The sequence below is a fragment of the Streptomyces sp. KR80 genome, from assembly GCF_052245555.1.
Classification (GTDB): Bacteria; Actinomycetota; Actinomycetes; order Streptomycetales; family Streptomycetaceae; genus Streptomyces.
The window spans coordinates 182,814-204,545 of sequence record NZ_JBQQCD010000003.1; the positions used below are offsets into that span (position 1 = coordinate 182,814).

A 21,732-nucleotide genomic window follows, 5' to 3' on the forward strand; every position below is an offset into this window, starting at 1 on the left:
GCAGAGGAGATCACCATGAGTGCCCGTTTGGACGCCTTCAGCAGTCCGACCGTCGGCAAGGTCTTCAAGCACATCATTGCGGCAGACAAGGTGCTCGAGGACTCGACGCTGCCGACCGCGACGCAGGAGCTGGTGAAGCTCCGCGCCAGTCAGATCAATGGGTGCGGCTTCTGCACCGACATGCACAGCAAGGACGCCGCCGCCGCCGGTGAGACCTCGGTACGTCTCAACCTGGTCGCGGCATGGCGGGAGGCCACGGTCTTCACCGAGGCCGAGCGGGCCGCGCTGGAGCTGACGGAGCAGGGCACCCGCATCGCGGATGCGGCCGGTGGGGTCACGGACGAGGCCTGGGCGAACGCTGCCAAGCACTACGACGAGGAGCAGCTGGCCGCCCTGGTGTGCGGGATCGCCCTCATCAACGCCTTCAACCGGGCGAACGTCATCATCCAGCAGCCCGCCGGCGACTACCAGCCCGGCCAGTTCGCATAACCAGGAGTGCCTGGCCGGGACTGCTGATGCCCCCGCGGCTGCAGCATCACACGCCCCGGGCGCCCCACGCCGGGGCCCGGGGTGTTGTTCTGGCCCGCCCGGCGGTCCGACTGATCCAGCAAGTCGGCCTGGCTAGCACAGTTCAACCGACCCTCACTCAAGCTTCGATGGCACACGCTCAACACTCGATGGCACAGGACAGTCCCGTCTCACCGAAGGTTGACCGATCTCACCCAACTTTGATTGGGGCCGCTAGTGGTCAGTGCGCGGACCGCGGTTCTGGGCAGTCAGTCTTCGTTGAGGCGTTGGCCAAGGTCTGGTGAGACGGGACCCTATGCGCAGCGTGCCGGAACCCTCACTCCGACGACGGTTTGGGGATCCGCTTCTCGAACCAGTGGTGGGCGTACGGCTCGTCGTTGAAGGGGGCGACCTCCTCGAAGCCGCAGGAATGGTACAGGCCGATCGCGGCGCTGAGAGCCTTGTTGGTGTCCAGGCGCAGTACGTCGCAGCCGTGCCGGGCGGCCCGCGCCTCCAGCTCAGCCAGGAACCGGCGGCCGAGGCCGAGGCGCCGGGCATGGGGTGCGATCCACATGCGTTTGATCTCGGCTGGGGCGCCGGGCGGTAGCTTCAGACCTGCGCAGCCGATGGGCTCGCCGTGCAGCCGGGCGACCAGGAACAGGCCGTGCGGCGGCCGGAGCTCGCCTGCGTCGGGCAGCAGGCTCTGCGCGGGGTCGAAGCCGGTTTCGAAGCGCTCCTGCAGCTCGGTGAAGTATGACCGCAGGCAGTGCTCGGCGTCGGGGTGGTCCGGGTCGACAGCGTCCAGCGAGACCGTTGCGGCGGTCAGCAAGCGGTCGACCTCGGCCATGGCGGCGACCAGCCGGGCGCGTTGGGCGGTGTTGAGCGGCTCCAGGAGGGAGCTGGCCAGCTCGTCGCTGCGGCCATCGAGCACGGCGCGCTCCGCGCGGCCCGCGTCGGTGAGCCGGACGGCGCGCACCCGTCTGTCCCGGGGTTGCGGCTCCACCGTCACCAGGCCGTCCGTCTCCAGGGAGCGGAGCAGCCGGCTGACGTACCCGGAGTCGAGCCCGAGACGCTCGCGCAGCCGCCGTACGTCCTGGCCCTGCTCGCCGATCTCCCACAGCAGCCGGGCCTCGCCGATGGGCCGGTCGCGGCCCAGGTAGTGGTCGTGGAGCACGCCCACGCGTTCGGTGACAGTGCGGTTGAACTGCCGCACCTGGTCGATCTGCGTCACATCCATTCTCTGACTCTAGTCAGAGAATCTAGTGTGGCTCCAGAGGTAGGCGTCAACCCTCGTTGAGATGTTGGTCAAAGTTCGATGAGACGGGACAGCGTGTACTCCGTTTCAGCGGAACCGCGGAGGAGGCGGCTACAGCACGCCCATGATGGCGTTCTCTGCATCGAGGGCATGGGCAAGCACCGCCGAACCAGCCGCCGCGCACAATGCCGAGCATCCATCCCGAGGTTCCGGCCCGTGCGGACATCGCTGCGAGTCTCGGCATCGCCGAGAGCGACCTCTCTGTCCGTACGGCATATGACTTGTTAGCCGACGGCAAGCCTGTGCAGCTATCGACGAGTTGGGAGCCGTACGACCTTACGGCCAGCACACTTGTCGTGCTGCCCGAGGACTGATGAGGATCTGTGAAAATCCCCATGGGCACTCGCGTTCCCCACTTGGATGCAATCCCAGCAAAAAGGTTCGGCAGCAACTGGTTGCTCGATGCCGGTCATTCGGTCGCGGGGTCGAGCTGCGAAGGGACGCTCGGGGTCAGTGCCGGGCCCGGTAGGGCGGGTACCTCGCCGAGTCGGCGAAGTCCTGGTCCGCGTCGGGCCAGCGGCGGCGCAGCACGACCGCGATGCGGCGGATCCAGGCGGTGAGGTGGGGCAGGGTCCTGTAGGTCTCGGCGGTGTGGGCGGCGGCTTCCAGTGTCACGATGAGCTGGAGTCGGCTGTGGTCGCCTGGTGAGCGGGTGTCGAGCAGGGTGAATCGCTGCAGACGAACCAGCACCCAGGACAGGCAGGCCGCAGCGAGGCCGTCTCCGTACCGCCGGTCGTCCTCGGCCTCCGGGATGCCGCGGGCCAGGGTGCGGCGGTACTGGTCGGCCAGGCCTGTGGTCGTCGGATCGCCCACCGTCAGCCAGGCCGGGCCCGGCACATACAGGCACACGGCATCAGTCAGGGCGTGGGTGTACCGGGCGAATTCGAAGTCGATGAGGCGGGCATCGGCCGGGCCGGAGGCGTGGAGCAGGATGTTGTTGGCTTCCGCGTCCCCGTTACTCAGGGCGAAGAAGGGGCCTGGAGCAGCTAACTCATCTATAGCTGCGGTGAGTTCGTGGGCAGCCCGGCCGTCGAGGGGTACCCCGAGGGCAGAGGCGTGCTCGATCGCTCCCTTCCGGAGAGGGGCGAGCCTTTCTGCCTGGTCTGTCGCAGCGTCAACCGGCCCCAGCTCGGCCCGGCGGGCGTAGTAGGTCTCGGCCCGCCCTGCGGTGACCGCGCTCAGCGCACCGCGGGCGTGGGCGAACGCGACCAGTCGGTCGCCGTGCGCTGCTGCTCCGTCCCGTCGAAGCAGCTGGTCCAGGGGGACGCGGGGCGCGAGGTCTTCCAGGACGAGGAATCGGGCAGTCGTGTCGGCGGCAATGACGCCAGGAGTGAGATCGATCCCGAGATCCTCGTTGAGGAACTGGAGCGCAGCCAACTCGGTACGCAGCCGCCATGGGGCAGTGCGCGCCTCGCGTTGTCCGTCCGGTATCCACTTGACGACGACGGAGCGCGGAAGTGCGGCAGCACTTTGGAGCCAGACCCGGGCTACGGCCCACGGCTCCACCCGCTCCCAACGGTCGACAGCGACCGGCGAGGCCTAGAGGTCGGTCAAGAGGTTCTGCAGCGCATCGACTTGGAAGATCCCTCTGGGGGAAGCCATCCGCTCACCCTGCGGCTCGGCCGCCGTCAACGCCCGTACTGGTCCAGACACTTGGTGTACTTCGGCAGCGGCCTGGCCATCTTCGCGATGTCGACGAAGACGCCGTCGATGGCGGTGATGTCCTTGGAGACGGTGACCTCGACAGCCGGGGTGCGGCCGTAGGTGATCAGGGTCCGGCGGTCGCCGCGTGACTTGGCGAGCTGAAGGACCCAGTCGACGCCGTTGACGTTGACGCACGGGTCAGGAGTCGGCTGGATCGGGATGAGCCCGCAGCGCCAGATGATCTGGCCGCCGCCCCACATGGTTGCGCCGGTGACGTTCAGGTTCTCCCGATCGCGTCCATCGATCTGGTCGACGTAGCCGCGGGCCAGTTCCTGGCAGGCGGGTGAGGCGGCGTGCGGGGCGGCCTGAAGGCCGAAGGCCGGGCTGTTCACCTCGCGTACGGCCAGAACGGCTGCGAGGGCGAGCGCGCCGGCCGTGAGTGCGATGGCGGCCTTTTGGCGCCTGGTCGGCCTCTTCATGTTCAACCCCTGAATGCCCCGTCAATTCACGCCGCACGTTACGCGAGCGGTTCTGACTGGTGTTGGTGAGGGTCACGCCCGACCGGGCGTGCTCGGATGACGAGAGGGATGATGTTGATGCGTAAGGCGATGAGCACTCTGGTGGTGGCCGGTGCTGCGCTGGCGGCCGTGGGTGCGGGTGTCGCCCCGGCGCAGGCCGGAGCGCAGGCCGACCCGTACGCCAACACGCACCTGGTGAAGGTGTGGGGCACCAAGCCGGGCAAGGGCGTGTACATCACGATGGGTGACAGCACGAAGTCCGGCGCGGTGGCGAAGATCGCCCGGTGCAGCATGAAGTCCACGACGCAGATATGGACGCTGAAGTACAAGACGGCCGACGGCATCACCACCATCAAGAACAAGAAGTCCGGGAATTGTCTGGGCGTTGCGTCCAAGAAGTCCGGGACGAAGGTGAAGCTGTACAAGTGCAACGGATCGAAGCAGCAGCAGTGGGCGCTGGGCGGCAACAAGATCTACAGCAAGTACGCGGGTTCGGGTCTGGTGATCACGGCTGAGACGTCGAAGTCGGGCCAGGCTCTGACGATCACGAAGGCCGGTGAGTCCAACTCCAAGCGGATCAAGCAGGAGCGCACTGCCCTTCGAGCGCACGCCGCCGTCGGACAGGGGGTGGAAGAACAGCCCCGTCGGGTTCACCACAGCGAGCCGCGGGTCGCAGCTCGCCCAGGTGTTCGCAGGTGATCTGGCCGCCACTCAGCACCTTGACCCCGGCCAAGAGCTTGGCGTGCACGCTGGGCACGAACGTCACCACGAACGGGCCGATCTCGTAACGGTGGTGTGCCTCCCCTCGACCGCGAGGTGGCCGAGCCCGTGGAGCGTCCGCGGCCCCTCCTGGCGGCTCCGCGAGCACAACGGTCTCGAGATCGCAGCCACCGACCCCGAAAGGAGCCGCCGCTAAGCGCACCGCCGGCAGCGGGCCCGATCACCGAACGCGAATCTCGCTGATCGCAAATCGCGACCTCGCGTGATCGCTCACAGGCCGCGCCTGCTCTCGTTCTCCTGTGTGTTCTGAATTGCGTTCACCAGTCCAGCAACAAGGTTCGCCCGCTCGGCCATGGCTTCGATCACCAGGTACTCGTGGTCGGCGTGGGCACCGCCCCCGACTGCTCCAAGGCCATCGAGTGTTGGCACCCCCAGCGCGGCCGTGAAGTTGCCGTCGCTTCCGCCGCCGACTGTCTTGCCCTCGAGGTCAGGAAGCAGTTGCTTTGCCACCACAAAGAGCTCGGCCGACGCCGACTCAGGCATCGGGGGTCGGCTGATAGCTCCCTGAACCGCGATCTCCGCCTCATCGAGATGTGGAGCCAGTGCTGCGAACGCAGATTCGATTCGTTCGTTCTCGTCGGCCGACTCGACCCGGACGTCGACGATGACGGTCGCCGCTGCGGGAACGACGTTGTCCAGGGTTCCTGCGGACGCGACAGTCGGGGTAACAGTCGTGCCAATGTCGGGTCGACCAAGCGCTGCGATATCTAGAACTTGGTGTGATGCTTCGATCAGGGCGTTGACCCCGGCTGCGGGCTCAAGGCCTGCGTGCGACGCCCGGCCCGCGATGGAGACTTGGAACGTGCCGCAGCCCTTACGGCCGGTCTTCAGGGCTCCGCCATCAGCAGCGCCCTCGAGCACAAGTACAGCGCCGCAGGCCATGGCTCGTTCTTCGATGAGCGCTCGAGAGGAGCGGGAGCCGACCTCTTCGTCGGCGGTCATCAGGATCTCGACGCCTGACCGGTCATCGAGCGTCGCCAGGCCATGAACGGCCTGTACCAAACCGCCAAGCATGTCAAAGACCCCGGGGCCGGTTGCATGCCCGTCTTCGACCATGAACGGGCGGCGTTCGAGGGTGCCGAGCGGAAACACCGTGTCATGGTGACCGAGGATCAGTACTTTGGGATCGCCACCAGCTGACCAGTGGACGTGCGGCCCGGCTTCACTCTCAACGAGGATGGCCTGCCCGCCAAGGCGGCTCTCGATGACAGCGGCGACAGCTTTGGCCGATGCCATCAAGGCGTCGAGATCGCGCGATGGAGACTCGATTTCGACGAGTGTCCTGAGGTCCTCGATCATCGCGTCAACACTCACATCGACGGTCTTATGCATCGTCACGCTGCAAGGGTACTTGGTACGCCGTGACGGAATGGAGTTTCACCTGCCCAGGTCATCGTTTCTTGCTCAGGCTCTAGTAGGGCTTGGTCAGGTTGGTATCTGACGCGAACAGCCAACGTCTCGGCCTCGTACCCGCTTCAACGCGGCGGGTACGAGGCCGAGACGTTTATGGCAGGGCATTGAGCCCTCTCCAACAAGCCTGATCCGCCAGCAGGTTGGAAAGGGCTCAATGTCTGAAGAAGAGGTAAACGGCTAAGGTCACGGGCAGGACTACGGTGAAAGTGATGATCCGCGTAACCGATTCGAATCATCCTCACAGCAGCGGTGGGAGCGCGCGACGCAGCAGGCCTGCTCCGACGGCGAGTGGAGCTCAGTCGAAGCACTGACCAGCCCAACGTCCCCACCGTGCGTGGGGCGCTTTTCAGCCGACCGCTTTCCTCCGGTCGTGGCGGGAGCGCACGTGTCGGGAGCAGTGGACCAGTGCCCGGGCCTCGTAGGCAGCCTCCTCGAGTGGTCCGCTATAGCCGGTATTAGGGAAATTCCTTCGAATATGCACCACCGGGGAGGCACCAAGGGGAACTCAAAAAGACGGGGTCTCTGTCGTGGCCGAAATAGCACCTGCATAATCGCTGCCAACAGAGGGAGGGGACACACAGTGGCACCTGAGCACCGTCCTGAAAGAGGCGAGGACACGTCCGACAGATCCGACTCCGTGAGCGCGACACACAAGGTACCCGCTGCGCGAGATGTGCCGGGAGATGGTGAGACGGCGCTCACGCGGCCGTTGGCCGACCCTCCAGATCTCGCGGACGAGGCGGATCCCGGGACAGAGCCCAAGGGCCCTGGTCCGGTTCTCAACGGATACGCGTGCTGGCCGCCCAACGGCCCGACTTCTGCCGCTCCCGCCCGGCGGCGCCGCCGCATCGCGGCCGTCGCGGGCGCGAGCGTCGCCGTGATCGCCGTGTGCGGGGTGCTTGCGACCGGGCTTCTCGGCGGTGATCAGGACGAGGACCGAGCGCTCTCGGACCGTCGCCCGACGACGCGGTCGGGGTCGTTGCCCAGCCGTACGGACTCCTCGACCCCGTCGGCAGCCGTCAAGTCGGCGACCGCGAGTCCCAGCGTCGGCACGGAACGGAGCCCGGCCGCCGGCGCCTCGGCGAGCGCATCCCGCGCGGCGGCGCCGAAGCCTTCTGCGACCGGCGTCACGGGGGCTGTCTCCAAGCCGTCGAAGGCCCATGCCTCCGCCGCCCAGCCGCGGGTGCTGCGCGAGGGCATGCGCGGCCCGGACGTCCTCGAACTGCAGCAGCGACTGAATCAGTCCCTGCTCTACAACGTCGAGGAGGACGGCACGTACGACGCCGAGGTGACGCGGGCGGTGACCGAGTACCAGTTGCTCAACGGCATCGAGGGCGACCCCAGAGGCGTCTACGGCCGGAACACCCGCCGCCACCTGGAGAGCCACACGACCGAGCCGTAGCCCGACCGGTGGCCGCATGCGCTGTGGCCGCCACGGATCGGCCGACTCCCTGGGAGCACCCGACTGTCGCATCCGCAGCTTGACGACGACGAGGGGCCCGACCGCGGTCGGGCCCCTCGTTCTATGCGGCGACGGTCAGGGGCGTCAGGGCAGTTCCGATCAACGGACGTCAGTTGGCGTTGACCAGCTCATGGGCAGGTACATCCACGGTACGAGCGCCCGGCTGACCACCCAGGACGATCTTGCGCAGCGCACTGTTGTTGTTGACGTTCGTCTCCTTGAGCCGCTTCTCGGGGTTGGCCAGCACCTGAATGTAGTAGGTGCCGTTCGGCACATCGGTGATGTCGAAGGACTGGCCGGGAAGGTCCTGGGTGTAGGTGTCGCCGGAGCCGACATCGAGCACTTCCCGGACGGAGATCGAGTTCTCCTGGCCGCACGCGGTGGACAGGTCGGTGTTGTCCGGGTGCCAGTTGGCGTTCTTCACCGTGTAGTCGACGGCGTCGGTGTTGGCCAGGCAGAAGGCCTCCTTGCCGCTGCGTACAACCTCTTTCTGGTCGGCCTTGAGAAGCCGGTAGCTGGCGAAGTCGGTGAAGTGCCAGTGCTCGTGCCCAGGGCGCGGGTCCCACTCCATGGTGCCGGTCGGTGTGTAGCCGACCTGCTTCCCCTTGGCGTCGTAGAAGTACTGGTAGGCGTCCATCAGCTTCTTGCCGGGCGAGCGGAAGCCGTCCACCACCAGCTGTGCGGGGCCTGCGTTCCACACATTGGCGCTGAAGGCCAGATAGTCCTTCCCCGGGATGTCGTCCTCTCCGTCACTGATGGTGATGCCGTAGGCCGGCAACGAACGGAGGTCGGGCTTGGGCACGTTCGGCACGGTCGCCTTGCCGGTCGGCCGCTTCGCGTTGGGCTTCACGGCCGGAGCCTTCCGTGAACCGTCGGTCTGCCCGACCCCGTCACCCACCTCCGCCGCCTTGAGGCCGGCCTTCTTGAGTGCCCACGGCAGGGCGGGCGGTGCCGGGGGGTAGGGCCCGTGGCCCACGTTGTACGAGGGACCAGCACCGCTCGTCACAGCGGCGGGTGCCGGCATGCGCATGGCGCCGTGACCGGAATGCCCGGACGCGTGGGACCCGTGCCGCGCGATGGCCGACGCACCCGCGCCTTCCTCAGCGCTGCGCTCGCGTACGGTCACCTTGATCGTCTGGGGTTTGTCCGCGATGCCGAACACGTTACGGTAGCGCTTCGCCACGGACACTTTGGCGGTGTACTGCCCGGCCGGCAGCATGACCGGGGCGGAGGCGTAGCCCGAGTACGTGTTGGACGCCCAGCCCTTCTCGACACCCCACACCGAGCCGAGCGTAAAGGGGTTCACGGGGCAGCCCTCCGGGTACTTCGACCTGGCCGGAGCGTCGGGGCGTACCCGACCGGACGCGTTGTTCGGACAGAAGGCCTCAGACTTGGTCAGCACGGTCTTGCCGGCCGCGTCGGTGATGGTGATCGTGGCGAAGCCCGGCAGCCCGGAGAAGTCCTTCACCAGGCCCTTGGGAAGTGTCACGTTCCGGGTCTTCTTCCCCTCGCGGATGATCTGCGTGGCGACCACCGGGTCCTTGTAGGACTTGCGGGTCACCTTGATTTCGAGGGGCCCGTTCTCGGCGGTGACGTACGTTCCGAGGTCGAGGAAGACGCCGGGAGATTCCTTCCACGAGTCGAGAGTCACCGACGTGGAGGCGGCGATGAGGCTGAGCTTCGGCCTCGGCGAGGCGTTTTCGGCGTCGGGTGCGGCGGCGGCGACGCCGGCGGGAACGGCGATCGCCGCGGCGACGGCGATCACCGGACGCCATAGACGGGCCCCGTGGGATCTGGACATCATTCCTCGTTTTCCGAGTGCTTGATGGGACACGGATGAACAGCGGCGCACGGAACGGCGATCGGGCCGGGTGAGCCGCGACGGGGTCTGATCGCAAAACTGTCCCCTGTCTCTTAAAAGGGGTTAACGGCACCATGGGTTGCCCGTGGAGGCGCACGTCGCGGATCGTCGGCCGAAAACATGTCGCCAATGCCGGATCAAGTCGTCATAGCGCTGTTTCCACCACGCTGGCTTCTCGGGTGTGGTAAGGGCCGGAGGAACGGTGGCGGCGGGGTGCCCGCTCGGATCCCAGACATGAGCCGGCCGCTCCAGGTGACGTGCCATGAGTCCCCGAGAGGACGCGGGCAGGGACGCCTGCAGTGGAACCGGCGTGACGTCATTGGTATGGACATGACTTTCAAGCGGGCTCTACCCTCGGTCGACAAGACCTGAGAGCGCTCTCATGTCCCCACTGTTCCACCCCACTTCGACGGAACACGACAGAGGGGAACTGCCATGCGACGCAAGATATGTGTTGGTGTGGGCCTTTCCGCGCTCATCACACTCGCCACCTGGACAGGTGCCGGGCTCGCCCCGTCCGCCGCCTCGGCGTCCGTGCCGCCGTCCGCCCCGGCCGCACCCGACCTCTCGCCCGGACTGCTGACCGCACTCCAGGACGGCCTCGGGCTGACTGAGAGAGAGGCGCGGAGCCGGCTGCGGCAGGAGACTGCGGCGGCGCGGATCGAGCCGAAGGCGAAGCGCGCTGCCGGCGACGCCTTCGGCGGAGCGTGGTTCGACGCCGGAAGCGGGCGGCTCGTCGTCGGAGTCACCGACGAGGGCGGGGCCGCCGCCGTACGCGAGACCGGCGCGGTGCCGCAGCGGGTCGAGCACAGCGCGAAGGAACTCAACGCCGCGAAGGCCGCCCTTGACGCCCAGGCGGCCGACGAGGGCGCCCCGGACGGAGTGAGCAGCTGGCATCCGGATCCCAGATCCGGCAGCGTGGTCGTCAATGTGGTCAAGGGCGCGGAACGGGACGCCGATGTACGGGAGTTCCTCTCGGACGCGCGGGACGCGGGGCCTGTCACCGTGCGCCGTGCCGTCGGTGAGGCACCCGAGACCTTCGCGGCCGGCACGGTTGGCGGCGACCCCTACTACACGGGCAATGTGCGCTGCTCCATCGGCTTCTCCGTGCACGGCGGCTTCGTCACTGCCGGGCACTGCGGGCAGCCGGGAGCCTCGGTGCGGGGCTGGGACGGCTCCCTCATGGGCCAGTTCCGGGGCTCGTCCTTCCCGGGCAACGACTACGCGCATGTGAGCATCGGCCACGGCTGGTGGACCGTCCCCGTGGTGCTGGGCTGGGGCACGGTGCCCGACCAGCTGGTACGAGGCTCGGCCGAAGCTCCCATCGGCTCCTCCATCTGCCGCTCGGGATCCACGACGCACTGGCACTGCGGCACGGTGCTGGCCAAGAACGAGACGGTCAACTACAGCCAGGGCGCCGTCCACCAGATGACCAAGACCAGCGTCTGCGCCCAGCCGGGTGACTCGGGAGGCTCCTTCATCACGGGCGACCAGGCGCAGGGCGTCACCTCCGGCGGCTGGGGCAACTGCAGCACCGGCGGACAGACCTGGTTCCAGCCGGTGAACGAGATCCTCTCGGTGTACGGCCTCAGGCTGCATACCGCCTGACGCCAGCTCAGGCCCGGGCCGATCCCCTGTCCCGCGCCCCGCCCCGGTCCTCCCGTACGGGAAGGGGGACCGAGGCGGAGCCTGACGCGCATCTCCTTGGCACGGAGGAGCACTGCCGCATCTACGCAGAAGCGTGCTGCCTAGGTGGCCCGGATGCAGTGTGCCGACGACGGTGGAAGCAGCGCTCTCCTACCCGGCCGGGGCGGCCGCGGTGATGCAGGACGGGTGGCCCCAGCCGTCGGGGTTCTTCGCGATCGTCTCGCCCTTCGCATACGGCCGGCCGCAGCGGCACCGGCCGGGAAACTTCGCCTTGACCGAGCCCCCAGAACGTGCGGTTCTCCCCGGCTGAGCCGTCCGCGTACCAGGCTTGCCCCCGCGCTGTGCGGCACCGGGCCGTGGTCCGGCCTCCGGCGGCGGCAGCGCCGATCCCAGGGAGGTGCCGGCAGCCTGCTGCGTGCGGGCCGTGTGGCTGGCCGCCTGGTCCGCGGCCGCGTTGAGAGGGTCACCATCGACCTGGTGCGCCGGGGTGTAGACGAACTCCACCGTCCGGCCGGCCAACAGCTCGTCGATACGCACCACCAGATCCCGGTTGGCCACCGGCGCACCCGCAGCAGTCTTCCAGCCCTTCTTGCGCCATCCGGGCAGCCAGGTCGTGACCGCCTTCATCGCGTACTGGGAATCCATCCGCACCTCCACCGGCACGGCAGGATCGACGGCTTCCAACAACCGCTGCAGCGCGGTCAGCTCAGCCACATTGTTCGTCGCCCGCCCCAGCGGACCGGCCTCCCACCGCCCCACCTCGCCCGCAGCATCCGCGATGACCCACGCCCAGGCAGCAGGCCCCGGATTTCCTTTCGACGCCCCGTCACACGCAGCAATGATCCGCTCCACCATCCCCCGATTCTCCCACCACTCCACCACCCCTGAAGGCCGCCATGGCACGCAGCGCCCCACAGAACCGTGACGGGCCGGCGCTCGGCGGGACACCGTTGGCCACAGGCAGGCACGGTACGCGTGGAGTGGGCGGGCCCGCACCGCGCCGGTCAGGCGCCGGGACAGGGCGGGGAGGTGGGCGACGGGTGTTACGGGGCCGAGCGTCGCTCGAAAACCATGTCCCGCGCCGCGCCCAGTGCGGTCGCCACCGCCCCGAGCAGCACCGCGTCCTCCCCGAGTGCGCTCGGAGCGATCTTCGGACGCAGCGGAGTCAGCGTGCGCAGCGTGTCCCGTACGGTCCGCAGCAGCAGATCCGCGCTGTGCCCCACACCGCCGCCGAGCACCACGAGGTCGGGGTCGAGGACGGCGGCGACGGCCGCGACGGTGTGTGCCAGGCGCTCGCCCTCGAGCCGAACGGCCTTGCCGGCAGTGGGATTTCCGGAACGCGCTGCCTCGAAGACTGCCTTGGCGGTGAGCGGGCCCTCCATGCCGAGCGACCTCGCGGCCTCCACGACGGCCAGGCCGGACACCGCATCCTCCAGAGTGTCCGGTTTCTGCCGCCCCGGCCACGGCAGGAAGCCGATCTCGCCGGCGCCCCCGTGCGCCCCCGTGAACAGCCGGCCCTCGCTGACCACACCCATGCCGAGGCCGGTGCCGATCATCACGTACACGAAGAGCCTGCTGCCGGAGCCGACGCCGAAGGTGTACTCGCCGAGCGCGGCGAGATTTGCGTCGTTGTGGACTGCGAGGGGGACGCCCAGCTCGTCGCGCATCCGGTCGAAGAGTCCGGCGCGGCCCCAGCCGGGCAGATGCAGGGCGTACCGCACCCGCCGCTGCTCCTCGTCGTACACACCCGGTGTGCCGACCACCGCATGAGCGACCTTCTCCGCCTCCACGCCGGAGTCGGCAACGACCTGATGGGACGTGGCGACGACGAGATCGGCCATCGCACCGGATGTGCGCGCCTTGTTGCGCACATCGGCGCGCGCGACCACCGTGCCGTCGAGATCGGCGAGGGCCACGCGCAGCCAGCTGCGGCCGATGTCGATGCCGAGGGCGTAACCGGCCGTCGGGTCCGGGGTGTAGAGAACCGCTACGCGACCGCGTTCGGGAGTGCGCATGTTCGCTGCCTCGTGCCCCGCCTACGGCCCGGTCATCGTGGAGGAGAGGGAGCAGCCGAGCCTGGTCGGGTCGTATGCGATGTCCGGAGGGCCCCGGCAGCCGGCGGATGGCCGCGCCACCGGGAACGGGTGCGATCGCGGTCGGCAGCGGGCGCACATGGGCGGCAGGCCCTCGCGCCCACGGGGGCACAAGGGCCTGCTGCGTGCGGATGGGTAGTGGCTCAGCGGTTGTTGTGCCAGATCTTCGTGCCCGTGTTCCAGCCCGAGACCCGTACGGACGGAGCCGAGCCGCCGTCCGACGCGCGGTAGGTGGCGGTGAGCGTCACCGACTCGCCCGGCCAGAGGCTGATCTGGTTGTCCGACCACTGCACCGGCAGCACGGGCTTGCCGGAGCCGTCGACCAGGTCCGTGTCGACGAACAGCGCCGGGGTCTTGGCATTGCCGGCGTGCTTCAGGGTGACCTTGGTCGTGGCGGTGCCGTTCGGACCGCTCTCCGTGGTGGAGGTGGCTGCCACGGGCGCCTTTGCCATGTCGCCCAGACCGGTGAGGTCGGCGTAGGAGCTGGTCGGGGTGTAGTACCAGGTGGTGCCGCCGTAGTTGAGGACGTCGGACTTGGTGGACAGCCAGTAGACGTTGCGGCTGACCTCCTTGCCCGCGCCGTCGGTGAGCACCAGCTTGGCGAGGTACGTACCCGACAGGCCGCTGACGTTCGGGATGGTCAGCGCCGTGGTCTTTCCACCGTCGCCGGGCACGGACAGGTTCGCCACGCGCTGGTCGAACTTCTGCTCACCCTTGGTGTCGAACAGGCTCACCCGGGCGGTCAGACCGCCGGCGGTCTCATGCCGGTTGTTGACCACGACCACGGAGCGGTTGTCGTACGAGTACTGGATGTGCAGCGGTTCGTTCGCCTTCTTGGCGCCGAAGTAGGCGCCGCCCTGGTCGAGGTAGCGGTCGAAGAGCTGCCAGTGCAGGGAGGTCCAGCCGCTGTTGAGCATCCAGTAGACGACGCCGGTGGCGGGCTTGCTGTTGTCGGAGAAGTTCCGGCCGTACGCCTCGTACTGCGCGCGCACCGCCTCGTAGTTCGCCAGCTGCGCCTTGCGTACGTAGTCCTCAAGATTGCTCGGCTTGCCGTAGCGGGCGTTGAGCGCGTTGCCGAAGATCTTGAGGTTGTTGAAGGTGCTGGACGGCGAGCGGTGGTACTGCGTGGCGTTCGGGTCCTTCCACAGCGTCTCCAGCTCGCTGGGGGACATCATCCGCTTGAGCGTGTCCATGGTCGGGATGTCGGGGCCCGCGCTGGTCTCGGAGTTGAAGCCCTCCGCGCCGCCGGAGCGCTTGTTGTACCAGTAGTTCGGCGGCACCCAGTCGTACGGACCGGGCATCTTCATCCCGGAACTGCCGAGGATGGGGGAGGGCCGTGCGGAGGCGACGGGGACGACCGGGTTCGGCCAGTCGGCGGCCTTGAGCGCGTCGAGGTAGTTCTGCTCGATGGTCCGGGTCGGTGGATGGTCGCTGCCGATCAGGAACGAGATCACGCTCGGGTGGTTGCGCAGCCGCTCCGCCTCGCCGGCCATCGACGCCTTGGCGATGACGTGGTCGGCCGCCGACCAGCCCTGACCGGGCTCACCGGCGTCGGCGTGACCCTCCCACTTGTTGCAGCACTCCCAGCCGGGGAGGGTGAGGATGCCGTAGCGGTCTGCCAGGTCGAAGAACTCGTCCGGCTCGATATGCCCCTCGATACGGACCGTGTTGAGGCCGAGGTCGAGGACGTACTTCAGCCGGTCCTCGACATAGCGGGCGTCCCAGCGCAGGAACATGTCGGGGGACCAGCCGCCGGACTTGATCAGCAGCGGGCGGCCGTTGACGCTGTACTGCCGGGCGCCGTCGCCGTTCAGCGGCGCCTTGACGTCCCGGATGCCGAAGCTCTCATGGGCCGTGTCGGAGGCGGTGCCGCCGACGGTGGCCGTCAGCTCCAGGTCGTACAGCGGCTGCTCGCCCATCCCGGCCGGCCACCACACCTTGGGCTTGTTCAGGCGCAGTTGCGGATGGTCGGCCGGCGCGAAGGTGACCGTCTTCGACTCCTTCGGGGCCAGCTGTACGGTCTGGCTGAACTTCCCCGAGCCGATGGTGCCGGAGATGGTGGCACTGACAGCGCTGCCCGAGTCGTTGCGCGCCTCGGCCTTGACGGTGAGCTCGGCGGAGCCCAGTGACGGCGTGGCGAGCTTGGTCGTCACATGCGCGCCGCGCAGGGCCACCGGTCCGCCGCGGCGGACCAGGACGTCGCGGACGATGCCCATGTTCTCGTCGGGCGGGGGCTGCAGCCAGTCGATCCAGCCCATGGTGAGGTGCCTGTTGGGGTCGTTGGGCTGGATTCGGAAGGCGACGGTGTTGGTGCCCGCCTTGACCAGGCTGGTGACGTCCAGCTCGTGGTGGGTGTAGGCGCCGGCGACCTTCTCCTTGTCGGCGACCTTGGCGCCGTTGACGTACACGTCGGCGGCCGAGAGCACCCCGCTGAAGTCGAGGTACGTACGCCGCTCGGGGTCATTGACCGTGAAGTCCGAGCGATACCACCACGGAACATCGAAGTCGGCGGCCGGGATCTTCTTGAGGTTGGTCGAGTAGAACGGGTCGGGGTAGAGGTTGCGGCCGAGCAGCCCCGCGATCACCGTGCTCCGGGGACCGGTCGGATGCCAGCCGGAGGCGGGATAGCCGGGGCTGGAGATCGCCTCGGGGGTGTCGTTCACCTTCGCCGAGGACTGGATGGCGAAGCCGGTCAGCGGTGCGGCGGTGCCGGGGGCGGACGCGACGTGGGTCACCGGCGTCGGCGACGCGCCGACCGGCTTCGCCGCGGACTCGTGCGGCGACGGGACCGCGCCCGCGGGTATCGCGATGGCGATGGCAAGGCCACTTGCGGCGAGCGCGGCGGTCAGTCCGCGTCTGACGCGGCTGTCGGCCTCTCGTTGTCGGTGATGTGGTGCCGAGCGGAGGGACACGGAGGCCTCCCTGGTGGCCGATGGGGCGGATGGCACGGTGTACGCGCTGGGCTGACCCATGCCATTGATAAGTAACTTTCCTAACAGTCCTGGGCATGTCAAGCACGGTTGTTGACATGATCTCGACAGAGAGCCACAGTGCTGCTGCTTAGGAAAGTTTCCTAACAATTAGGAGCGCCATGCGTACCCAACTCGCACTCGTACTCGCGGGTGCCGGCCTGCTGGCCGCCTCCGTCACGTCCGGCGCCGTCGCCACCCCCGAAGGCTCTCCGCCCGGGCCCCAGGGTCTCCCCAGGAGGGCACGGTCTCGGCGGCCGAGCTGCTGTCCAAGGTCAAAAACTGTTCGCAGATCTCCAACGGGAAGTACCGCACCGACGGAGACCATCCCGGTCTGCGGCACGAACGGGGCGATCTTCGGTGGTCGGCGACTCCGGCCCCACCAAGATCATCGGCGAGGCGTCCTACGCGAGCGCCGAGCGGCTCGGCATCGACCCCGACCCGAAGGACGGCGGCATCGACTCAGGCGTGACGTACATCTTCTTCAAGAACTCGACGGTGTCCCCCATCGAGGACCACGAGAAGGCCATCACGGTCGGCAACGAGCTCGCCAAAGAGTTCGTCAAGAAGAACTGACGGCGTGACGGGCGGCGAGGTGACCGAATGCCCGAAGACCGCAAGGGGATGAGTGGAACGTAGAGCTTCAGCGAGGCACGCTGTAACCATGCGGTCGCTCTTCCGCTCACCTCCTCGACCAGGAGCAGGCGGTCACAGCCGGGTCCTCTTCAGACTCGCGCAGTGTGTGCCATTCGCGATCGTACTGATCGGCCTGGGCATCGAACTCTCGCCTGCACACTTCCTGGTCACCGGCCCTCTCCTCACCGGGGTGCCGGCCTTGGCCGCGCTGACGATGGGTCCCATCGGCACCTTCGCGGCAGCGGTCGGCGCTCTGGCCGTCAACGTAACCACCGCCACCATGCACGACGCGTGGGGTGGCCAGCAGATCTACGGCAACCTCGGGGGTCTGCTCGTGGTGTCTGTGGCCAGCGTCACGATGAGTAATGCCATGCGTGCTCGCAGGCAGAGCGAGCTCGACCGGGTCCGCCGGATCGCCGTGGCGGCACAGGAGGTCCTGCTGCGGCCGGTACCCGCGCGGCTGGGCCCGGTACGGGCGGCCAGCATGTACCTCGCCGCTGAAGCGGGGGCGCAGATCGGCGGTGATCTGTACGCGGCTGTGCAGACCCGGTACGGGGTCCGGATGATCGTGGGGGACGTCCGGGGCAAGGGGCTCCCCGCCGTACGCGCGGCCGCCGCTGTGCTGGGCGCGTTCCGGGAAGCCGTGCACTACGAGGACGACCTGGCGGAGGTAATGAACCACTGCGCGGATGCGCTGCGCCGGGAGTACGCCGTGCCAGGTGCCGCCGATCAGGAAGTCCTGTTGGAGGGGTTCGTCACCGCGCTCGTGGCCCAGGTGCCGGACGGACCCGTAGTCGAGTTGGTCAACCGCGGCCATCCGCCTCCGCTGGTACTGCGCCAGGGCAAGGTTCGGGCCCTGACGCCCACCTCGCCGCTGCCGCCCCTCGGCCTGGAAAACCTCATCATCGGTCCTCCCGCCAAGGCGGAGAGCTATCCGTTCGCACCCGGCGATCGTCTGCTGCTGCACACCGACGGCGTGATCGAAGCCCGCAATCGCGACAACGACTTCTTCCCCCTGCCGGAAGCCATGGAAGCGGTGCACGCCGGCACCCCGCCGGAGTTCCTGGAGCAACTGCACCAGGGATTGATCCGCCACGCTGAGGACCGCCTGGCGGACGACGCGGCGATGATCCTCGTTGACCGGCTCGACGACGAAGTCGGCGAACCAGTCGGCGCTGTTGCCGCCTCTTCGAGAGACAGACGGCATTGATCACCTCCCACAACTCGGTGGTCGGCTCCCATCCCTCTGCGCGGGCGGTGGCCGCCCCGGTTCACCGCCGGCGGAGGGCGCGCTCAGGGTGGCACAGGTCGCACGGGGTCACGTCGGGATCGGCGAGCAGCTGGATCGCGTCCGTGGAAGTGATGGGCTGTGGCCTGGCGACGGCCTGCCAGCAGTCCCGGCGGTGCAGCCTGCGGGATGCGCCGGCCATGGTGCGCCAGAGGGCTTCGACGACGAACTGGCGGCCGGCGACGGCGCCGTTGGTGGGCACGTTGGCGTAGTCCTCGCCGGGGATCGGGGCGACATGCTCGGCGGGCATGCTGAATGCGACGGGGGTGGGTTCGGCGACGATCCGGCCGTCGGGCAGCTTGGTCCGGGTGGTGAGGATGGCTTCGAGTTCGTACCACCAGACGCCGTCGTGAGTGCGGGTGCGGCCGGTGACGATGACGTCGAGCTGCTGCCTGTCGGGCAGGGTGACCCGTGCCCAGGGGCCTGCTGCTGCGTATCGATCATCCACCACCGTTCGATTCTAGTTCGAATATGGTGCTCGGGGCCCAGTAGATACTGGGGGCGGGACACCGCGCTATGACACCGGATTTTCGATCAGCGTGATCCGATTGCCATCGGGGTCGTGGACAGCGGCGAACCGCACGTTCCGGGAGCCCGGTTGGATGGCCGTGATGCCACGACCGGCGAGGTCCGACAGTGTCTTGTCCAGAACCGACATGACGGTGGTGCCCGCCCCAGAAGGGGATCCCGAGGCGGGCACCGTACGTGGGCTAGCTGACCTTGTCGTAATACGCCTTGGCGGTCTTCAAGCACTTCTTGCGCTGCTTGTCGGTCTTATCGGGCTGGGTGTTGCACTGGCGGTTCATGTCGAACAGGAACGCCTTGTCGACGCGCTTCTCGTGGGCGGAGCCCTTGAACGCCTTCTTGCCGATCAGCGCCTTGTAGTTGCGGTAGCCGAAGTCGTGCCGGGCGCAGGAGAGCCTGAAGTCGAAGCCGCCGGGCTTGTCGTTGAGGCGGGTGCAGTAGTCGGTCTTCCAGATGAAACTGTAGGGGTTGATACCGGACTGGGCCTGTGCGCGCAGCAGGCGCCAGTCCCCGGCGCTCTGAGTGGTAGGGCGCGTCAGCTTATGCAGGCGCTTGAGCCACGAGGATGGCTGCTGGCAGGGCCCCCACCATCAGCACCCTAGATATGGCGTGCATGCGAAAGATGACCTCCCCGTTGATTTCTGGGCAGGAGGTCGACCTGCCCAGAAATCAACGTAGGCAGTGGGACGATCTTGCGGTAGCTCCCTGAAGGGAGGTGGCCCGGAGGCCGACAGCGGCCGGAAGATGGGCAGTTGGGATACTGCGGAGCATGACGAAAACCACGGCCGCCACCGGGTTTTGGACCGGACTGCTCTGCCTCGCTCTTGCCGGATGTGCCGCCGGAAAGGCGGACGCGACCGGCGACGGACTGATCAATCGCATCCCGGCGGCAGAACGCCAGGACGCACCCGACCTGACCGGCACCTCCCTGGACGGCAAGCGCATCCGCCTCTCCGACTACCGCGGCAAAGTCGTGGTCCTCAACACCTGGGCCTCATGGTGCGGCCCCTGCCGGGCAGAGGCGCGTGGTCTGGAGCGCACGCAGCGGACGAGGCAGCAGGAAGGCGTGCAGGTGATCGGCGTCAACACCCGGGACGACCAAAGCAGTGCGCGGGCCTTCGAGAAGAGCTTCGACCTCAGCTATCCGAGCCTGTACGACCCGGACGGACGCCAGCTCCTGCGTCTGCCCAAGGGCCTCCTGAACCAACGGATCATCCCCTTCAGCATCGTCATCGACAGGAAGGGGAAGATCGCCACAGTGGTGCCCAACGTCGTGTCCGAAGACCAGCTCCGCACCATCCTGTCCCCCCTGGTCCAGGCTGGAAGGCCGACTGATGCCGCACTGCGGTGAGGGGCACAGCAACTGGTGGCTCAGTACGGAGATCAGCGCGGCTTGCAGCCGCGAGCGCTGACCGAGCTTGTCCAATATCCGCGAAATGTGCGCCTTGACGGTGCGCTCCGCTATCCCTAAGCGCTGGGACAGCTCGCGGTTCGACAGGCCACCGCCGAGCAGGAGCAGCACCTGTTTCTCCCGGTCGGTCAGCCGGTCGAGATCCCAGGGCCCCTCGAATGGGCCGTGGCTCGTCTGCCTGTACGGGCAAGGCGCATGGCCCTCGTCACTGCGCGATGGCCTGCGACCACCCTGGACAGGCGGTGCGCTGGCTATCGGGCGGACAACTACCGGGCTGGCTGGCCTTGGCCGCTGCTTCGCGTGGCGTCCAGACCGTTGCCTTGGGCCGCTCGGGCAACCCTCCCCGCGTCGCCCACCTGGGAGACGCGGGGAGACGCAGGGTCAGCCCGGCGGTCAGCTGTCCCCCTTGCGGGAGCCCAGGGTGACCTCTGCGGTCGCCTGCTTGCCGTCGCGCTCGTAGGTGATGGTGACCTGGTCACCCGGCTTATGGGTCCAGATCGTGCTGATCAGGGTCGGGCCGCTGTCGATCACCGTGTTGTCGAGCTTGGTGATGAGGTCGCCGGGCTGGAGACCCGCCTTGTCGGCCGGGCCTCCCGCGGTGACCGGGTCGGACCCGCCGTTCCCGCTCTCCGAGATCCGCGCCCCGTCGCCCTGCTCCCGCATGTCGACCTGGACACCGATCACCGGATACACCGGCTCGCCCGTCTTGATCAGCGTCTCGGCGACCCCCTTGGCCTGATTGATCGGGATGGCGAAGCCGAGGCCGATGCTGCCCGACTGCTGCGTCTCGCCGCCGAAGCCGTTGCCCGCCGACTGGATGGCCGAGTTGACGCCGATGACCGCACCCTCGGCGTTGAGCAGCGGACCGCCGGAGTTGCCGGGGTTGATCGACGCGTCCGTCTGGAGCGCGCTCATGTACGAGGCATTGCTGCTGCCACCGTCACTCGACGCCACCGGGCGGTGCTTCGCACTGATGATGCCCGTGGTCACCGTGCCGGCGAGGCCGAAGGGCGCGCCGATCGCGATGGTCGCGTCCCCGACCGCGACGTTCTTGTCCGAGTCTCCGAGTGGCAGCGGATTGAGCTTGGCATCGGAGGCGTCCCTGAGCTTGATCACGGCGACGTCGTAGCCCTGCGCTCGGCCGACGACCTCGGCGGTGTACTTCTTGCCGTCGGAGAAGGTCGCCGTCAGCGTGCCACCGTCGGCCGCGGAGGCCACGACGTGGTTGTTCGTCAGGATGTGGCCCTGCTTGTCATAGACGAAGCCGGTGCCGGTGCCGCCCTCGCCCTGGTTGCCCTGCGCCTCGAGCGTGACCACGCTCGGCAGGGCCCGCTGCGCTATGCCGGATACGGATTTGGGCGAGCGGTTCAGCGCTTCAGGGTCGCCGGAGGAGGTGACCGTCGTCGAACTGGTCCCCCCGTCCCGGTCCGCGGCCACGTAGCCGATGCCGCCGCCCACACCGCCCGCTACCAGCGCGGCCACGATGACGGCCGCGATCAGGCCGCCGTTCCCCTTCCGCCGGGAGCCGCCGGGCGGCGGTACGGGGCCACTGCCCCACCCGCCGGCGGGCGGCGGCGGGGGCGGCCACGCAGCGCCCCCCGAGGGGTACCCGGCCCCGCTGGACGGAGGCTGGGCCGGGTACTGGCCCGGGGGAGGCTGATGG

Annotated in this window: 19 protein-coding genes and 2 pseudogenes; 8 read left to right on the forward strand and 13 right to left on the reverse strand. The window is 68.1% G+C overall.

Features of this window, described 5'->3' with window-relative positions:
* The first annotated feature begins 15 nt into the window (after positions 1–15).
* Positions 16–489, forward strand: coding sequence for a carboxymuconolactone decarboxylase family protein (locus ACTWQI_RS06285; protein ID WP_443268212.1), 474 nt, complete (start codon positions 16–18; stop codon positions 487–489).
* A 355-nt stretch (positions 490–844) separates the two neighbouring features.
* Here ACTWQI_RS06285 and ACTWQI_RS06290 read toward each other — a convergent pair whose 3' ends face one another.
* Positions 845–1,744, reverse strand: a complete 900-nt coding sequence (locus ACTWQI_RS06290) for a bifunctional helix-turn-helix transcriptional regulator/GNAT family N-acetyltransferase (protein WP_443268214.1) — start codon at positions 1,742–1,744, stop codon at positions 845–847.
* Positions 1,745–1,965: 221 nt separating this feature from the next.
* Between ACTWQI_RS06290 and ACTWQI_RS06295 the strand changes: the two are divergent.
* A pseudogene (locus ACTWQI_RS06295) lies at positions 1,966–2,130 on the forward strand (GntR family transcriptional regulator); the annotation flags it as partial.
* Positions 2,131–2,272: 142 nt separating this feature from the next.
* Here the strand turns inward: ACTWQI_RS06295 and ACTWQI_RS06300 are convergent.
* Positions 2,273–3,199 (reverse strand): hypothetical protein, encoded by a 927-nt coding sequence (locus ACTWQI_RS06300; protein WP_443268216.1) that lies wholly within the window; start codon positions 3,197–3,199, stop codon positions 2,273–2,275.
* Positions 3,200–3,450: 251 nt separating this feature from the next.
* Positions 3,451–3,945, reverse strand: a complete 495-nt coding sequence (locus ACTWQI_RS06305; protein WP_443268217.1) for a DUF3515 family protein — start codon at positions 3,943–3,945, stop codon at positions 3,451–3,453.
* Positions 3,946–4,062: 117 nt separating this feature from the next.
* On the opposite strand from ACTWQI_RS06305, the gene ACTWQI_RS06310 reads away from it, so the two are divergent.
* The gene (locus ACTWQI_RS06310; RefSeq protein ID WP_443268219.1) at positions 4,063–4,683 is read left to right on the forward strand and encodes an RICIN domain-containing protein; all 621 of its coding nucleotides are present in this window, start codon (positions 4,063–4,065) and stop codon (positions 4,681–4,683) included.
* Positions 4,684–4,974: 291 nt separating this feature from the next.
* On the opposite strand, the gene ACTWQI_RS06315 is transcribed toward ACTWQI_RS06310, so the two are convergent.
* On the reverse strand, positions 4,975–6,096 hold the full coding sequence (locus tag ACTWQI_RS06315; protein WP_443268658.1) for a M20 family metallopeptidase: 1,122 nt from the start codon (positions 6,094–6,096) through the stop codon (positions 4,975–4,977).
* A 1,005-nt stretch (positions 6,097–7,101) separates the two neighbouring features.
* Positions 7,102–7,377, reverse strand: a complete 276-nt coding sequence (locus ACTWQI_RS06320; protein ID WP_443268221.1) for a hypothetical protein — start codon at positions 7,375–7,377, stop codon at positions 7,102–7,104.
* On the opposite strand from ACTWQI_RS06320, the gene ACTWQI_RS06325 reads away from it, so the two are divergent.
* Positions 7,376–7,579, forward strand: coding sequence for a peptidoglycan-binding domain-containing protein (locus ACTWQI_RS06325; RefSeq protein WP_443268223.1), 204 nt, complete (start codon positions 7,376–7,378; stop codon positions 7,577–7,579). The genes ACTWQI_RS06320 and ACTWQI_RS06325 overlap by 2 nt on opposite strands.
* Positions 7,580–7,748: 169 nt before the next feature.
* Here the strand turns inward: ACTWQI_RS06325 and ACTWQI_RS06330 are convergent, their stop codons facing one another.
* On the reverse strand, positions 7,749–9,443 hold the full coding sequence (locus tag ACTWQI_RS06330) for a lysyl oxidase family protein (protein ID WP_443268225.1): 1,695 nt from the start codon (positions 9,441–9,443) through the stop codon (positions 7,749–7,751).
* A gap of 492 nt (positions 9,444–9,935) precedes the next feature.
* On the opposite strand from ACTWQI_RS06330, the gene ACTWQI_RS06335 reads away from it, so the two are divergent.
* On the forward strand, positions 9,936–11,108 hold the full coding sequence (locus ACTWQI_RS06335) for a S1 family peptidase (RefSeq protein ID WP_443268227.1): 1,173 nt from the start codon (positions 9,936–9,938) through the stop codon (positions 11,106–11,108).
* A 189-nt stretch (positions 11,109–11,297) separates the two neighbouring features.
* Here the strand turns inward: ACTWQI_RS06335 and ACTWQI_RS06340 are convergent, their stop codons facing one another.
* The 3 genes from ACTWQI_RS06340 to ACTWQI_RS06350 form a co-directional block, all read right to left on the reverse strand.
* The gene (locus ACTWQI_RS06340) at positions 11,298–12,002 is read right to left on the reverse strand and encodes a ribonuclease H family protein (RefSeq protein ID WP_443268228.1); all 705 of its coding nucleotides are present in this window, start codon (positions 12,000–12,002) and stop codon (positions 11,298–11,300) included.
* A gap of 188 nt (positions 12,003–12,190) precedes the next feature.
* Positions 12,191–13,162 (reverse strand): ROK family protein, encoded by a 972-nt coding sequence (locus ACTWQI_RS06345; RefSeq protein ID WP_443268230.1) that lies wholly within the window; start codon positions 13,160–13,162, stop codon positions 12,191–12,193.
* 221 nt (positions 13,163–13,383) lie between these two features.
* A complete protein-coding gene (locus ACTWQI_RS06350) occupies positions 13,384–16,152 on the reverse strand; it encodes a glycoside hydrolase family 2 protein (protein WP_443268232.1) in 2,769 nt (922 codons plus the stop codon).
* 417 nt (positions 16,153–16,569) lie between these two features.
* Between ACTWQI_RS06350 and ACTWQI_RS06355 the strand changes: the two genes are divergently transcribed.
* Positions 16,570–16,785: a hypothetical protein gene (locus tag ACTWQI_RS06355; protein WP_443268233.1), complete on the forward strand. Its 216-nt coding sequence runs from the start codon at positions 16,570–16,572 to the stop codon at positions 16,783–16,785.
* A 166-nt stretch (positions 16,786–16,951) separates the two neighbouring features.
* Positions 16,952–18,055: a PP2C family protein-serine/threonine phosphatase gene (locus ACTWQI_RS06360; protein WP_443268235.1), complete on the forward strand. Its 1,104-nt coding sequence runs from the start codon at positions 16,952–16,954 to the stop codon at positions 18,053–18,055.
* Positions 18,056–18,116: 61 nt separating this feature from the next.
* Here ACTWQI_RS06360 and ACTWQI_RS06365 read toward each other — a convergent pair whose 3' ends face one another.
* Both ACTWQI_RS06365 and ACTWQI_RS06370 read right to left on the reverse strand, forming a co-directional pair.
* Positions 18,117–18,584, reverse strand: a complete 468-nt coding sequence (locus ACTWQI_RS06365; protein ID WP_443268237.1) for a DUF6233 domain-containing protein — start codon at positions 18,582–18,584, stop codon at positions 18,117–18,119.
* A gap of 259 nt (positions 18,585–18,843) precedes the next feature.
* Positions 18,844–19,206, reverse strand: coding sequence for a phospholipase A2 (locus ACTWQI_RS06370; protein ID WP_443268660.1), 363 nt, complete (start codon positions 19,204–19,206; stop codon positions 18,844–18,846).
* A 221-nt stretch (positions 19,207–19,427) separates the two neighbouring features.
* On the opposite strand from ACTWQI_RS06370, the gene ACTWQI_RS06375 reads away from it, so the two are divergent.
* Positions 19,428–20,009 carry a TlpA family protein disulfide reductase gene (locus ACTWQI_RS06375; RefSeq protein WP_443268239.1) on the forward strand — a complete coding sequence of 194 codons (582 nt, stop codon included), beginning with the start codon at positions 19,428–19,430 and terminating at the stop codon, positions 20,007–20,009.
* A 45-nt stretch (positions 20,010–20,054) separates the two neighbouring features.
* On the opposite strand, the pseudogene ACTWQI_RS06380 reads toward ACTWQI_RS06375, so the two are convergent.
* Positions 20,055–20,324: pseudogene (locus tag ACTWQI_RS06380) on the reverse strand (helix-turn-helix domain-containing protein); the annotation flags it as partial.
* Between the two features lie 138 nt (positions 20,325–20,462).
* Positions 20,463–21,551, reverse strand: a complete 1,089-nt coding sequence (locus ACTWQI_RS06385; protein WP_443268241.1) for a S1C family serine protease — start codon at positions 21,549–21,551, stop codon at positions 20,463–20,465.
* Between the last annotated feature and the right edge of the window lie 181 nt (positions 21,552–21,732).

Coding starts and splice junctions, on each gene's coding strand:
- ACTWQI_RS06375 (WP_443268239.1), top strand. CDS start 19,428: ATGACGAAAACCACGGCCGCCACCGGGTTTTGGACCGGACTGCTCTGC.
- ACTWQI_RS06315 (WP_443268658.1), bottom strand. CDS start 6,096: ATGCATAAGACCGTCGATGTGAGTGTTGACGCGATGATCGAGGACCTC.
- ACTWQI_RS06330 (WP_443268225.1), bottom strand. CDS start 9,443: ATGATGTCCAGATCCCACGGGGCCCGTCTATGGCGTCCGGTGATCGCC.
- ACTWQI_RS06290 (WP_443268214.1), bottom strand. CDS start 1,744: ATGGATGTGACGCAGATCGACCAGGTGCGGCAGTTCAACCGCACTGTC.
- ACTWQI_RS06285 (WP_443268212.1), top strand. CDS start 16: ATGAGTGCCCGTTTGGACGCCTTCAGCAGTCCGACCGTCGGCAAGGTC.
- ACTWQI_RS06305 (WP_443268217.1), bottom strand. CDS start 3,945: ATGAAGAGGCCGACCAGGCGCCAAAAGGCCGCCATCGCACTCACGGCC.
- ACTWQI_RS06325 (WP_443268223.1), top strand. CDS start 7,376: ATGCGCGGCCCGGACGTCCTCGAACTGCAGCAGCGACTGAATCAGTCC.
- ACTWQI_RS06345 (WP_443268230.1), bottom strand. CDS start 13,162: ATGCGCACTCCCGAACGCGGTCGCGTAGCGGTTCTCTACACCCCGGAC.
- ACTWQI_RS06340 (WP_443268228.1), bottom strand. CDS start 12,002: ATGGTGGAGCGGATCATTGCTGCGTGTGACGGGGCGTCGAAAGGAAAT.
- ACTWQI_RS06320 (WP_443268221.1), bottom strand. CDS start 7,377: ATGCCCTCGCGCAGCACCCGCGGCTGGGCGGCGGAGGCATGGGCCTTC.
- ACTWQI_RS06310 (WP_443268219.1), top strand. CDS start 4,063: ATGCGTAAGGCGATGAGCACTCTGGTGGTGGCCGGTGCTGCGCTGGCG.
- ACTWQI_RS06335 (WP_443268227.1), top strand. CDS start 9,936: ATGCGACGCAAGATATGTGTTGGTGTGGGCCTTTCCGCGCTCATCACA.